Source organism: Nitrosovibrio sp. Nv17 (assembly GCF_900119085.1).
GTDB lineage: Bacteria > Pseudomonadota > Gammaproteobacteria > Burkholderiales > Nitrosomonadaceae > Nitrosospira.
In genome coordinates this window covers 126,603-141,010 of the sequence record NZ_FPIQ01000003.1, presented here as the reverse complement: position 1 = coordinate 141,010, position 14,408 = coordinate 126,603, and the positions used below count along the sequence as shown (strand labels likewise).

Below are 14,408 nucleotides of genomic sequence, written 5' to 3'. Positions count from 1 at the left end.
GAGTCACATTCTACCATGGGCCCCGGCAGTCGCCTGCGGCGATCTGCCACCGCGAACGGCCTCCGCGCCGGGCCGCGCGGGTATGCTCCTGCCCTGCTGCGGATCGACAGGGCGGGACTCTTCCGTTCTTCATCTCCAGCCGATCGAGGATAGCGAGACACGATGGTTGCCAAGCTTTTCTTTCCCATCAGGCGCTGGCTTCGACGTGCGGGCAGGCAGAGTGTCCAGCCCGGCGAGGAATTGCCGCTGCGGTCCGAGCTGTTCAGCGCCGAGCAGATGGAACTCTACGGCAGCATACTCGCTGCCTCCCACGCGTTGTCGCCGGTGCGTGGCACGGACCAGCTGCTTGCGCGCCTGGACGAAAATCGGGAAACGCTGTTCGACATCTGCGGCGTGCTCGCGGAGGCGGTTACTGCGGACAAGTCGCTGACGCCGGCGGGTGAGTGGCTGTTCGACAATTTCTACCTCATCGAGGAGCAGATACGCACCGCCAAGCGCCACCTGCCCAGGGGCTACAGCCGCGAGCTGCCCCTGCTTGCGCAGGGACCTCTGACGAATCTTCCGCGCGTCTATGACATCGCCCTGCAGGCGGTCTCCCACGGGGACGGCAGGGTGGACACGGAAAGCCTGCGGCGCTTCGTGACGGCTTACCAGTCGGTCTCCACCCTCCAGTTGGGAGAATTGTGGGCCATCCCGATCATGCTGCGCCTGGCGCTGATCGAGAATCTGCGCCGGGTCGGCACGCACGTGGCGGCTGGCAGGATAGACAGGAATCTGGCGGATATCTGGGCCGACGAGATCGTGCGGGTAGCGGAGCAGGATCCCAAGAGTCTGGTGCTGGTGATCGCCGACATGGCGCGATCGAATCCACCGATGACCACGCCGTTCGTCTCCGAATTGGCACGACGGCTGCAGGGGCAGGGCCCGGCCCTGGCGCTGCCTCTCAACTGGATCGAGCAACGGCTGGCCGAATCCAGTCAGACCATCGAGAAGATGGTGCACGCGGGGAACCAGCAGCAGGCCGCGGACCAGGTCTCGATTTCCAACAGCATCAACAGCCTGCGCGTGCTGGGGGCCATCGATTGGCGCGAATTCGTGGAGGCCAGCAGCGTTGTCGAGCAGACGCTGCGGCAGGACCCCGGCGGGGTCTATGGCCGCATGGACTTTCCCACGCGCGATCAGTACCGCCATGCCGTGGAGCGCCTGGCCAAGATGGGGGGCGTAGCAGAGGTGGAGGTGGCGCGCCATGCGTTGAGGCTGGCCCGGGAGAGCATGGAAAAAATCGAGTGCGAGCGCCGTGCCCACGTCGGATTCTACCTGGTCGGGGAGGGAGAGCTCGATCTTGAGCGCGGGGCGGGGATACGCTTGCCGCTGTCTGTGAGATTGCAGCGTACATGCCGCAACCATGCCTTCCTCCTGTATATCGGGGCGATCGTCCTGATGACGGTCGGTATGGCAGGCATCTTGCAGTTCGGAGTGCGCGCCGGCGGCGCCGGAGAATGGCTGGCGGCAGTGACGGGACTGGCGTCGCTGCTGGCTGCGAGCCAGCTGGCCGTGGCGCTGGTGAATCGCGTCGCCCAGTGGCTGGCGGCACCCCGGCCGCTGCCGCGCATGGATTTTTCGGACGGCATTCCGCCGGAGTGCCGCACGCTGGTGGTGGTGCCCACCATGCTGGCGCCGCGTTCAGACGTCGCAGCCTTGGTGGAGGCGCTCGAAGTCAGATTCCTGGCAAACCGCGACGACAATCTGTTCTTCGCCCTGTTGACCGATTTCCACGATGCGGCGCAGGAGACGCTGCCCGGAGACGAGACCTTGCTGGCGCAGGCGCGCGAAGGCATCGCCGGCCTGAACGAGAAATACGGACATGCCGCCGTGCTGGAAGGCGCAGGACCGTTCTTCCTGTTCCATCGGGCACGACGATGGAATCCGCGAGAGCGGATCTGGATGGGCTATGAGCGCAAGCGCGGCAAGCTCGCCGATCTCAATGCCTTCCTGCGCGATGCCGGGGATGGGGCCTTTTCCCTGATCGTGGGTGACCCCGCTCCGTTGCTGGCGGTGAAGTACGTCATCACCCTGGATACCGATACCCAACTGCCGCGCGAGGCGGCACACCAGTTCATCGGCTCGATGGCGCACCCGTTGAACCGGGCGCGGCCGGACGGCGCGGGCGCGCCGGGAGACCGTCCATGCGTGCGCCAGGGCTACGGGATACTGCAGCCGCGGGTCGCGATCAGCCTGTCGAGCATCAGCCGCTCCCGCTATGCCTGGCTGTTCGGCGGCGAGGCCGGCATCGATCCATATACGCGCATGGTGTCGGACGTCTATCAGGACGTGTTCCGCGAAGGTTCGTTCGTGGGCAAGGGCATCTACGACGTCGATGCGTTCGAGCGGGCGCTATGCGACCGTCTGCCGGAGAACCGCATACTGAGCCACGACCTGCTGGAAGGCTGTCACGTCCGGTCGGGTCTGCTCAGCGATACCGTGCTGTACGAGGAGTTTCCCGCGCGCTACGATGCCGACGTGAGCCGTCGGCATCGATGGATCAGGGGAGACTGGCAGCTCGCGACCTGGCTGTTGTGGTGGGTGCCGGGAAAGGATGGCCGCTACCACCCGAATCCGCTCTCGGCATTGTCTCGGTGGAAGCTGTTCGACAATCTGCGGCGCAGCCTGGTGCCGGCCGCCCTGCTGCTGCTCCTGCTGCTGGGCTGGATGTTGCTGCCCGAGGCATGGCCGTGGACGACGCTGGCGGTCGCGGCCGTGTTCATCATCCCCGGCGGGATCGCAGTGGGGTCCGATCTGTTCCGCAAGCCTTCGGACATGCCCTGGCGCCAGCATGCGGCAGCCCTCCTGCGCACGGCCGGCCGCCAAGCCGCGCAGGCGGCGTTCAATTTCGCCTGCCTGCCCCATGAGGCCTGGTTCAGCATGGATGCGATCGCGCGCGCGCACGTACGGTTGCTGGTAACACGTCGGCGCCTGCTGGAATGGAGCCCGTTCCAGGCGGAAAGGGAGGAAGATGGGCGCGCAACGGGTCTGGGAGCCGCCTACCGGAAGATGTGGGTAGCGCCGGCCACTGTCGCTGCCGCGATAGCGGGGATGATGGCGGTGGCGGAGCCCTTCGCCTGGAGCGCCGCGGTGCCTGCCTTCCTGCTGTGGGCAGGCGCTCCCGCCCTGGCCTGGTGGGTGAGCCGTCCCTTCCCCCGCCCCGGTGCGGAACTGGCGCCCGCGCAGCTTCGCTTCCTGCGACAGACGGGGCGCAGAACGTGGCTGTTCTTCGAGACCTTCGTCGGCCCGGAAGACCATTGGCTGCCTCCGGACAACTTCCAGGAGCACCCTGTGGGAATGGTCGCGCACCGGACCTCGCCCACCAACATCGGCCTGGCCTTGCTTGCCAACCTGGCCGCCCACGACTTCGGCTACATCGGAACGGGCAAGCTGATACAGAGGACGGCGGCCACGCTCCAGTCGATGGAGGCGCTGGAGCGCTACGCGGGCCATTTCTACAACTGGTACGATACCCGCACCCGTACGCCACTGACGCGCTACATCTCCACGGTGGACAGCGGCAATCTTGCGGCACACCTGCTGGTGCTGCGTGCGGGGCTGCTGGAGGCGGCGGATGCTCCCGTCATCGATCGTCGGGTATTCGCCGGCCTCGCGGATACGCTCCAGATCCTGGAGAACATCCCCGGCGTGCCGCCCGGACCGATGACCCGGTTCAAGCAGGCGCTGATGGACGCCGATGCGGCAAATTCCCGCGACCTTGCCGGCATGAAGATCGAATTCGACCGTCTGGCTGTGTGCGCCCGGGTGCTCGTGAACGAATCCCCGACCGGGAGGCCGGCGGACGCCGAGCCCTCCGCCGATGCCGGCGAGAGCCGCATCTGGGCGGAAGCGCTGAGCAGGCAATGCGAGGATCTGCTGGCGGAGTTCACCCAGCTGGAGCCGGTGCCCGCCGAATCGGATGTCGGCGGGGACGGCGCGCCTGCCCCGGTGCTCCCCTCGTTGAGGCAACTCGCCGCGCAGGGAAGCGAGCACGCGCGCCTGCTGCTGGAAACGCTGGAGCAGCTCGCGTCCCTGGCGGGGGACATGTCGCGCATGGAATACGGCTTCCTGTTCAATGCCGCACAGCGCCAGCTTGCCATCGGCTACAACGTGGGCGAGCGCCGCCTGGATGCGAGCTACTACGACCTGCTCGCCTCGGAGGCCAGGCTGTGCAATTTCGTCGCGATCGCGCAGGGAGAGCTGGCCCAGGAAAGCTGGTTTGCCCTGGGCCGGGGGCTGACGACGGTCGAAGGCGAGTCCGCGCTGCTGTCATGGAGCGGATCGATGTTCGAGTACCTGATGCCGCTGCTGGTGATGCCGACGTTCGGCAACACCCTGCTGGATCGGACCTACCGGGCGGTGGTCGACCGCCAGATCGCATACGGCGAGGAGCGGGGCGTGCCCTGGGGGATTTCCGAGTCGGGCTACAACGCCGTGGACGCGCAGTTCAACTATCAGTATCGCGCCTTCGGGGTGCCCGGCCTGGGCATCAAGCGCGGCCTGGGCGAAGATCTGGTCGTCGCTCCCTATGCCTGCATGCTGGGCCTGATGGTTGCACCCCAGGCAGCGTGCCGCAACCTGCAGCGGCTCGCCTCCGAGGGTATTCTCGCGACCTTCGGCTTCTACGAGGCCGTCGACTATACGCCCGCGCGTCTGCGTCCGGGCGAGACGCGCGCCGCAGTGCGCTCGTTCATGGCGCACCACCAGGGCATGAGCCTGCTGTCCCTCGCCTACGTCCTCCTGGATCGGCCCATGCAGCGCCGCTTTCAGTCGGAGCCGCTGTTCCAGGCGACCATGCTGCTGCTGCAGGAGAAGGTTCCCAAGGTGGCGGCCCTGCCGCCCCAGGTGGTGGAACCGCCGGACAGCCGAATGAAGCGGGAGCTGCCGGACATGCCCATGCGCATGCTGGCGAGCGCGCACACGCCCATACCCGAGGTGCAGCTTCTTTCCAACGGCCGCTACCACGTCATGCTCACCAACAGCGGCGGCGGCAGCAGCCGCTGGAACCATCTCGCGGTCACCCGCTGGCGCGAGGACAGCACCTGCGACAACTGGGGCAGCTTTTGCTATCTGCGCGACGTGGCGAGCGGTGAGTTCTGGTCGAATACGCACCAGCCCGTGCGCAAGGAGGCCAAGCGCTACAGCGTGCTCTTTTCCGAGGGCAGGGTCGAATTCCGCCGCCGCGACCTCGACTTCGACACCCATACCGAGATCGCCGTGTCCCCCGAGGACGACATCGAACTGCGCCGGGTCCGCATCACCAACCGGGCCTGGTCGCACCGCACCATCGAGGTGACCACCTATGCCGAAGTGGTGCTGTCTCCGTCGGCGGCCGATGCCCAGGCTCCGGCGTTCGGCAACCTGTTCGTGCAGACGGAGATACTGCCGGAGCGGGGGGCGATCCTGTGCAGCCGCCGTGCCCGCTCCGAGGGCGATCCGGTGCCCTGGATGTTCCATCTCATGGTGCTCCACGGCGCCGCGAGCGAGGCCATGTCGTACGAGACGGATCGGATGGCCTTCATCGGGCGCGGGCGCAGTCTTTCCCATCCGGCGGCACTGGCACATACGGAACTGCTTTCGGGGAGTGCCGGCTCGGTGCTGGATCCGATCGTCGCCATCCGCCAGCGGGTCAGCATCAGGCCGGGAGAGTCCGCCACTTTCGATATCGTCACCGGGGCGGGCGATTCGCGCCATGCCGTGATGAACCTGGTGGACAAGTACCAGGATCCGCGGCTGTCCGATCGCGTCTTCGATCTCGCCTGGACGCACAGCCTGGTGGTGCTGCGCCAGCTCAATGCGACCGAGACCGACGCGCAGCTGTACGGACGCCTGGCCGGGTCGCTGCTGTATGCCAACGCCTGGCTGCGCGCCGAGGCGGGCATCCTTGCCCGGAATCAGCGCAACCAGTCGGGATTGTGGGGATACGCCATCTCCGGGGACCTGCCGATCCTTCTGCTCCAGATCAACGACGCCGGCAGCGTCGAGCTGGTGCGGCAATTGGTGCAGGCACACGCCTATTGGCGCCTGAAGGGTCTGGTCGTGGATCTGGTCATATGGAACGAGGATCATTCAAGCTATCGCCAGCTGCTGCACGACCATATCATGGGCCTGGTTGCCGGCAGCGTCGAGGCCCACGTGCTGGACCATCCCGGTGGCATCTTCATCCGCCGCGCCGAGCAGATCGCCGTCGAGGATCGCATCCTGCTGCAGGCGGTGGCCCGCGTGATCATCTCCGACGGCAAGGGCAGCCTGTCGGAGCAGATCGCCCGGCGCATCCCCGGAGAGATACCCGTGCCGGCCCCCACCTGGCAGGCGGAGCGTGCCGCGGACGCTGCACCGGGCTCGGCGCTTCCCGATCGCGGGCTGATCTTCGACAACGGCTACGGCGGATTCACCGCCGACGGGCGGGAGTACATCATCACCACCAGCCGGGAGCGCGCCACGCCGCTGCCCTGGTCGAACATCCTGGCGAACCCGGGATTCGGCTGCGTGGTCTCGGAGAGCGGCCAGGGCTATACCTGGAGCGAGAATGCCCACGAGTTCCGGCTGACGCCTTGGCACAACGATCCGGTATGCGATGCAGGAGGAGAGGCGTACTACCTGCGTGACGAGGACAGCGGTCAATTCTGGTCGCCCGCGCCTCTGCCCCGGCGCGGCGCGACGCCTTACGTCTCGCGGCACGGCTTCGGTTACAGCGTCTTCGAACACGCCGAGCATGGGATCGCTTCGGAACTGTGGGTGTACGTGGCACTGGATGCGCCGGTGAAGTTCGTGGTACTCAAGGTGCGCAATCAGTCCGGTCGCCTGCGCCGACTGTCCGCGACCGGTTGCGTCGAGTGGGTACTGGGCGACCTGCCGGAGAAGTGCCGGATGCACGTGGCCACCGACATCGACGCGGCGCTCGGCACCCTCCTCGCCCGCAATCCGTACAGCAACGAATTTTCGGGACGGGTCGCCTTCTTCGACGTGGACGACAGGGGGCGGAGCCTGACCGGCGACCGGACCGAATTCGTCGGGCGCAACGGCAGTCTCGCCAATCCGGCGGCGATGCGATCCATGGAGCCGCTGTCGGGCCGGGTCGGGTCGGGGCTCGATCCCTGCGGCGCCATCCGCGTGACGTTCGAACTGCTAGACGGCCAATCGCGCGAGATCGGCTTCCGGCTGGGTGTGGGAGTGGACATGGACGACGTCCTCCGCCTGGCGCAGCGTTTCCGGGGCCTTCCAGCCGCCTACGAAGTGCTGGACAGCGTCCATCGCTACTGGGGGCGCACGCTCGGTACCGCCTACGTGGAAACGCCCGATCCTGCAGTCAACGTCATGATGAACGGCTGGCTGCCGTACCAGGTGCTCGCCTGCCGCGTGTGGGGGCGCAGCGGCTACTACCAGTCCGGCGGCGCCTTCGGCTTTCGGGACCAGTTGCAGGATGTCATGGCGCTGGTGCATGCGGAGCCTGTGCTGGTGCGCGAGCATCTGCTCCGGTGCGCGGCGCGTCAGTTCATCGACGGCGACGTGCAGCACTGGTGGCACCCGCCGGGGGGACGCGGCGTGCGCACACGCTGCTCGGACGACTACCTCTGGCTGCCTCTGGCGGTGTGCCGTTACGTCGCGGTGACCGGCGACCACGGCGTGCTGGAGGAACCCGTTCCCTTTCTGGAGGGCAGGCGGCTCGAGCCGGGAGAGGAGTCGTACTACGATCTGCCGGTGCGCTCGGAACAGGCCGCGAGCCTGTACCAGCACTGCGCACGTGCCATCCAGAACGGGCTGCGGTTCGGCGAGCACGGCCTGCCGCTGATGGGAAGCGGGGACTGGAACGACGGCATGAACCTGGTCGGGCTCCAGGGCCGGGGGGAGAGTGTCTGGCTGGCCTTTTTCCTGCACGCGGTGCTCGTCGGATTCTCCAGCATCGCGGTGCGGCAGGGCGACGCCGCCTTCGCCGAGCGCTGTACCGCCGAGGCGGAGCGGCTGCGCGACAACGTCGAGCGACATGGATGGGATGGCGGGTGGTACCTGCGTGCATTCTTCGACGACGGTTCTCCCCTGGGCTCGTCCGTCAACCCCGAGTGCCGCATCGATTCGATCACGCAGAGCTGGGCGGTGCTCTCCGGCGCTGGCGCCGGAGAGCATCCGCGCCAGGCGATGGAAGCGGTGGACCGGCATCTGGTGCGGCGCGAAACGGGGATCATCCAGCTGCTCGATCCCCCCTTCGACCGGTCGGCGCTCAATCCGGGCTACATCAAGGGCTACGTGCCCGGAGTGCGCGAGAACGGCGGCCAGTACACGCATGCCGCGATCTGGACGGCGATGGCCTTTGCCCGCCTGGGAGACGCCGCGCGGGCCTGGGAGCTGCTGGACATGATCAACCCGGTGAACCACGCGCGCACCGCGGAGCAGGTGGCCGTCTACAAGACCGAGCCCTACGTCGTCTCGGCCGACGTCTATGCCGTTTCACCGCATACCGGACGGGGCGGCTGGTCCTGGTACACCGGCTCCGCCGGCTGGCTCTACCGCTTCTTGCTGGAGACGCTGCTGGGCCTGGTGCGGGAGGGCGACAGGCTATACTTCAGGCCCTGCCTGCCCCCGACCTGGGAATCGTTCACGATCAACTACCGCTACGGGGAGACCGTCTACCGCATCATGGTGCTGCAGGCGGAAGGGGAGTCCGAGGAACTCGTCGTCGATGGAGCACCTACCGGTGAATCGTCGATCTTCCTGACGGATGACCGCCGCGCGCACGAGGCGAGGTGGCGGATATCGAAGTCAGGCAGCCCGTTGGGGTAGACGCAGAGCGGGATGCTCGCTGGCGTCCCGGGGGGTTGCGCGGCCCGCCGCATGCGGTATCCGTGATGCAGATGCGTCGAGATGAGCGGGCAGGGGACGAGGGACAGGATGCACGGGGTGGCCCGCACCATGCAGGAGAGCTGCGGCCAGTTTCCGCGTATAGCGCTGCAGATGGTAGCGCAGCAGGCTGCCCGATTCGAATTCCCGCTGCAGCGTGGCGGCCTCCAGGCTGTAGCCGTATCCTCCGGACTGCACCTGTGCGCGGAGGATGGGGATGCGGCCGCCCATGAGCAGGGATGCGCAGAACAGGCCTTCCGGGCCGATGCAGGTGATCGCCTCCGGAGCCGACGCGCCGACGTCGGCAAGCAATGATATCGTGCCGCTCGTGGGGAAATAGGCAGGGCCGACGCTGCCGCCCTGCTCGTAGAGGATTCCTCCTTGCGGCAATGAAATGGGTGTCAGAGAGGGTGACAGGCGCGCGTAGACATCTGTGGGAAGGTCCGCGAGAAACGAATTCCCCGGTGGCGCACTCGGGTGCGGCGTGAGCATATCCCTGTCCATCTGGACAATGATTGGCTTTTCTGCGACGGTTTCGGAGAGATCGGGCATTTTTTTCCATCCGGGCATGTAGGGTTGAGGGCCGTGTGCCGCCCGCCTTCGTTCCTCCGGATTGCGACGTGGTTCGTATGCGGGACAGATTGAAGGCTATCCCGGAATTCGGGTATCGTATGTGCGGTGTCGGACAGACCGCTCATGGCGGACCGATGATGATGCAAAAGGCCGGGCATCCAATGCCGGCAACGATCTCCGGTGCCGTGGCACCATGTGTGAGGGAAACGGAAGGAAAGAAGCAGAGGGCCTTGGTGTGGGCGGGGGGCACGCGAGCGCCCTGGAAAAAGCGGGCTCGGCCCCGGGTTGCGGCGGGATGCTATACTGTTTTTTTATGGGGAGGACGTGATGGGGAAATTTACTGCCAGAGAAAGCAAGGAAAGACTGATCGAGGATTTTCATTCGGTGATCTCTGATACGGAAGAGCTGATGAGATCCGTGAGCGGCGAGAGCGAAAGCAAGGCGCAAGCGCTGCGTGAGAAGATCGAGCGAAACCTGACGCACGCCAAGGAATATCTGCAGGATTTCGAGGATTCCATCATCGACAAGTCCAGGACCGCGGCACGGGCAGCGGATGAATACGTGCACGAGAATGCCTGGCAGACGGTCGGCCTGGCCATCGGCGTGGGCGTGCTGATCGGCCTGCTGCTGAGGAGTCGCGACTGATCGTACGTCGCAGCGGATCGGAGTCGTCCCGCTGACGTACTCCCGCCCCAATCTGACCTGGAGATCGAGCATGAACATGAAGTCATCAATCTGGATACTGGGCATCATGCTGCTGGCGGCGGGAAGCGCCGGCGCGACGCCCTTCAGTCACCTGTACGTATTCGGAGACAGCCTGTCGGACGCGGGAGAGCATCCTTCCGCCGTCATGAGCCTGTACAAGATCCTTGCGAACAACTGTGATCCGGCACATCGCTGCGGCGCCGGCCTCTATTATGATGGACGCATTTCGAATGGGCCGGTTGCGGCGGAATACCTGGCGGATTCCCTGTTTCCAGGGAATGCGGCTCCTCCGGCTTATCTCAGCTACGCGGTCGCGGGCGCCACCTCGGGAATCGGCAACTATGGTGATGGAGGTTCCGCCACCGAAAGAGGGGACAAGCTTCCCATTCCCGTTCCCGGCATATTTCCGCTGCCGGGCATGAGGGGGGAGGTCGACAAGTACAAGGATGACATCGGCAGCACGGGTGGACAGGCCGATCCTGAGGCGCTGTTCTTCCTCTGGGGCGGATCGAACGACTACCTGACCGGCAGTTCTCCGGTCGAAGCCGCCCGCAACATCGCGGGTTACGCAAGCGAGCTGGCGGATGCGGGTGCACGCCGCTTCTTCATTCCGAACCTTGTGGATCTGAGCAAGACCCCGTATGTCAGCGTTCTCACGGATGAACAAAGGATGCAGGCTCAGGCGTTCTCCCTCGCATTCAACAACGAGCTGGACATCCAGTTGAATGGCCTGGAAACGCAGTTCCCGGATGCCAGCATCATCCAGTTCGATACCTACGCGCTGCTGAACAGCGTCATCGCGGATCCCGCCCAGTTCGGCTTTGCGGATGTGAGCAATCCCTGTCTGACGTCGGGTCCCTGCGCCGATCCGGATAGTTTCCTGTTCTGGGATGGTTTCCATCCCACGACCCGGGGCCATGCCATACTCGCCGCCGCCTTCGCCAGCGCGGTGCCGGAGCCGGAAGCCGCCATCATGTTCGTCACGGGCCTCCTGCTTCTGGGGAGCGTGAGCAGCAGGAGTCGGCGCGCGATACGTCTGGCATCGGCATTGGATGGCGCCTAACCGTGCTGGTGACGTTCAGCAGTGACACTCATGCCAACATCATCATGTTCGGCGATGTCGCGCAGCGGCTGCTGAGGATGATGGGACACAGCGGCGTGGTGCCGGGGGCGATTCTCGCCGCGGACGTCCCGGCAGCGCTGGCGCGCCTGCAGGGTGCGCTCGAGAAGGAACCCTCCGGGGATGCAGGCCAGGCGTCAACGGCTGGAGCCGGTGGCGGGGGAAAGGAAACCGAGGAGGTGCAGCCCGTCTCCATCGTGCACCGCGCCCTGCCGCTGATCGACTTGCTCGCTGAAGCCGCGCGGAAGCAGCGCGACGTGATGTGGAAATAGGCAGGAGGATTCCTGCGTATCCGCCGCGCCGCGCGGCAGTCAGCGGCGGGCGAATGGCCCGGCAGGATCGGCGGGGATCAGCAGCGTCTCGATCCCGCGGCCCGGAATTGCCCAGGCCATGACGAGCCCATCCTCGTGGGCCGCAAGCTGCGGCACGCCATTGTCGCGTCCATCTTCCATCAGCGCCAGGTAGCGCACCGTTCCCATCGATCCATCCGCCTGCAGCGGGCGCAACGCCAGGGCGTCCTTTCCCGTAACCGGCGCTGTCGTGATCCAGGAGACGACCGCGGAGCGGTCGTCCATCCATGCAATGCCGATTCGTCCGGAGGGATGGTTCGCGTCCACCTCGACGGGCTGGCCGAAATTCTGTCCTCCGTCCAGCGAGAATGCAGTCCGGATGCGCGGCCGGTCATTCGCCGCGGTATACCAGGCTGCCGCGACCCGCAGCCCGCGTGCTGCCAATGCCGGGCCATTGACCGGACAGCCGGCGATCTCCCATTCCTCACGATGCAGCGGAACAGGCCGCGTCCAGCGGCCTTGCTGCAGGCGTGCCGTCGCGTGGTCGCGGATCTCGCGGTCGGTACGGCTGCGCCACGCGGCTACCGGCCCGGCTGGCGTCACCGCCACGGCGGGCCAGCAGCAGCTGCAGGTATTGCCGTCGATCACCTGCTCCGGGCCCATCCGGCCGTCGCGGTGGATGCGGGTGTAGCGCAGGGCGAACCTGCCGGATTTTCCCGCCTGTCCACCAGCGGCGCGTTCGCGTCCGTCCAGCCACAGGATCCCGGCGTCGTTTTGAACCGGAAAGACGACGGCGAAGCCGTGCTCGGCCGCCAGGCCATCCCGGTGCGGCGATGCGGGCGCGCTCCAGGTGGCGCCTGCATCCCGGGAGACGGAGACGGCGATGTCATAGTCGTAGGCGCGGCCGTCCTTGCGCCGGACCAGCCAGTGCGCCACCCAGAACGATGCGTCGACGGCGGCGACCGAGGGAAAATCGCTCCAGTTGATGAACCAGTCCGCACCGCGGGCGACATTGCCCTGACGCACCCAGCTTCCATTTTGCAACAAGGCGTACTTGAGCACATGCCCATTGTCCGCCGGCTCCACCCAGCTCATGAGCAATCCGCCATCAGGGAGCTTCGCGAGGCGGGGGAGTCGCGCACCGGGGCCGGCAGGATTTTCCAGCGTGCGTACATCGCCCGCGGGTGCGGCAGCCGAGCGGCAGGCCAGGGCGGTCAGCCAGGCCAGGAGCAGGAGGGCGGTGATACTGCGGGCATACGCCATGGCACGGTGGGTGTAGGTGGTATACGGGGCAGTGTAGGGAGGAAACACCGCCAGGGGAATGCGGCAAATTGTCGCAGGAAAGGCGGCGCCCGGGCCTGTCGTCATCGGTGCGCCGGCGTGCAATAGCGGATATACTCTCCTGCCTGGAACGATATTCGCGGCACCAACCAGGGGCCGGCTCGACACGTCGGTACGGGCTGGTCCCGGGCCCGCAGGCGGAGCGGGGACCGCATCGCGATGAATTGAAGGGGTAGCTGCCTATGCGCGTCTGCTTCGTTTCCCATTCGGCTGGCCGCTACGGGGCGGAGCGGGCCCTGCTCGAACTGCTGCGGGGATTGCTCGAATCCGATGTCGCGATCCTGGTGCTCGTCCCGCAACGGGGACCCCTGCTGGACGAATTGGATCAGCTGGGCATCGCCTGGCGGATCATCGACTATCCGCCCTGGGTGTCGCGTCCCAAGTGGTTTCTGCACCGCTGGCTGCGCCTTTTGAAAATGGCGTTCTCGAGCATCCAGGTAGCCCGGGTGATCCGGTGCTGGGACGCGGACATCGTCTACACCAACACGGTGGTGACCGGCACCGGGGCATTCGGCGCCTGGCTGGCGCGCCGGCCCCACGTCTGGCATTCGCATGAATCCCTGAGGCACAACCCCAGTCAGATTTTCTACCTCGGCGAGCATGCCGTCATACGCCTGATGGATCGTCTCTCGGTCGCGATCGTCGTCACTTCCCGTTCCGTGGCGGACGACTACGAGGGCGGTTTTCATCCCGCCAAGATGCACGTCGTCTATCAGTCGGTGACCCTTGCTCCACCGCAGGTTCAGCTTGCCGGTGCCTCGGTGGAGGAGACGCCGTCCTTCCGCTGCCTCGTTGTCGGCTCGCTGCACCCATGGAAATGCCAGGACCAGGCCATTTCGGCGGTGGCGCGGCTGGCCGGTGCGGGAATCGACACGCGTCTGCTGCTGGTGGGGGGAGACGGCAGGCGGTATCGCGCGCAGCTGCAGCGGCAGGCATGGGAACTGGGGGTGGCGCAACGCGTGGAGTTCCGGGATTACATGGCGAATCCCATGCCGCTCCTGAGCAGCGCCGACGTTGTGCTCGTATGCTCCCGGTGGGAAGCGTTCGGCCGGGTGGCGGTGGAGGCGATGCTGGCGGGGAAGGCAGTGATCGGCAGCAACAGGGGCGCCACGCCCGAGATCATCCGTCACGGCGAGACCGGCCTGATCTACGAATGGGGAGATGTCGGCGATCTCGCCGCGAAGATACGATTCCTGTACGACTATCCGGAGGAGCGCGGCAGGATCGGGCAGGCTGGGCGTCGATGGGCGGAGAGCAGGTTCACGCAGGCGCGCTACGCGCAGGAGATTTTCGCAATACTATCGGCAGCGGCGTCCATCCGGCCGCGAGGCGAGGCCGGCGGGATGGCGCCGCTTCCCGCCGAGCCCGGCCTGACGGATACCGATGCGCGGCCGCAGGCACCGAACTGACGGGGTATGCCCACGCCATGACGTCGATTGACCGACGGCGGTTCCGTTGCCGGTTCTCTTCTGTTTCGCATTTCCGGCATGAGGGCTGGGAGC

The 14,408-nt window shown here is 66.2% G+C and carries 7 protein-coding genes; 5 read left to right on the top strand and 2 right to left on the bottom strand.

The annotated features are described in order from the left end of the window. Positions 1 to 162 precede the first annotated feature (162 nt). Complete coding sequence (locus BT108_RS03270) at positions 163 to 8,820, top strand: GH36-type glycosyl hydrolase domain-containing protein (RefSeq protein ID WP_072293115.1); 8,658 nt, start codon at positions 163 to 165, stop codon at positions 8,818 to 8,820. Here the strand turns inward: BT108_RS03270 and BT108_RS03265 are convergent. Beyond that, positions 8,800 to 9,429, bottom strand: a complete 630-nt coding sequence (locus BT108_RS03265; RefSeq protein WP_083566142.1) for a cyclic nucleotide-binding domain-containing protein — start codon at positions 9,427 to 9,429, stop codon at positions 8,800 to 8,802. The two genes, BT108_RS03270 and BT108_RS03265, sit on opposite strands and share 21 nt — an antisense overlap. Positions 9,430 to 9,777: 348 nt before the next feature. Here BT108_RS03265 and BT108_RS03260 point away from each other — a divergent pair, with 348 nt between their 5' ends. The 3 genes from BT108_RS03260 (at position 9,778) to BT108_RS03250 (ending at position 11,547) form a co-directional block, all read left to right on the top strand. Then, a complete protein-coding gene (locus BT108_RS03260) occupies positions 9,778 to 10,095 on the top strand; it encodes an ElaB/YgaM/YqjD family protein (protein ID WP_072293114.1) in 318 nt (105 codons plus the stop codon). Positions 10,096 to 10,171: 76 nt separating this feature from the next. After that, positions 10,172 to 11,218: an SGNH/GDSL hydrolase family protein gene (locus tag BT108_RS03255; RefSeq protein ID WP_177257241.1), complete on the top strand. Its 1,047-nt coding sequence runs from the start codon at positions 10,172 to 10,174 to the stop codon at positions 11,216 to 11,218. A gap of 2 nt (positions 11,219 to 11,220) precedes the next feature. After that, positions 11,221 to 11,547, top strand: coding sequence for a DUF1840 domain-containing protein (locus tag BT108_RS03250; RefSeq protein WP_072293112.1), 327 nt, complete (start codon positions 11,221 to 11,223; stop codon positions 11,545 to 11,547). Positions 11,548 to 11,586: 39 nt separating this feature from the next. Here BT108_RS03250 and BT108_RS03245 read toward each other — a convergent pair whose 3' ends face one another. Next, positions 11,587 to 12,933 (bottom strand): hypothetical protein, encoded by a 1,347-nt coding sequence (locus BT108_RS03245; protein WP_072293111.1) that lies wholly within the window; start codon positions 12,931 to 12,933, stop codon positions 11,587 to 11,589. Between the two features lie 155 nt (positions 12,934 to 13,088). Between BT108_RS03245 and BT108_RS03240 the strand changes: the two genes are divergently transcribed. After that, the gene (locus BT108_RS03240) at positions 13,089 to 14,315 is read left to right on the top strand and encodes a glycosyltransferase family 4 protein (RefSeq protein WP_072293110.1); all 1,227 of its coding nucleotides are present in this window, start codon (positions 13,089 to 13,091) and stop codon (positions 14,313 to 14,315) included. Positions 14,316 to 14,408 lie beyond the last annotated feature (93 nt).

Coding starts and splice junctions, on each gene's coding strand:
- BT108_RS03270 (WP_072293115.1), top strand. CDS start 163: ATGGTTGCCAAGCTTTTCTTTCCCATCAGGCGCTGGCTTCGACGTGCG.
- BT108_RS03265 (WP_083566142.1), bottom strand. CDS start 9,429: ATGCCCGATCTCTCCGAAACCGTCGCAGAAAAGCCAATCATTGTCCAG.
- BT108_RS03260 (WP_072293114.1), top strand. CDS start 9,778: ATGGGGAAATTTACTGCCAGAGAAAGCAAGGAAAGACTGATCGAGGAT.
- BT108_RS03255 (WP_177257241.1), top strand. CDS start 10,172: ATGAAGTCATCAATCTGGATACTGGGCATCATGCTGCTGGCGGCGGGA.
- BT108_RS03245 (WP_072293111.1), bottom strand. CDS start 12,933: ATGACGACAGGCCCGGGCGCCGCCTTTCCTGCGACAATTTGCCGCATT.
- BT108_RS03240 (WP_072293110.1), top strand. CDS start 13,089: ATGCGCGTCTGCTTCGTTTCCCATTCGGCTGGCCGCTACGGGGCGGAG.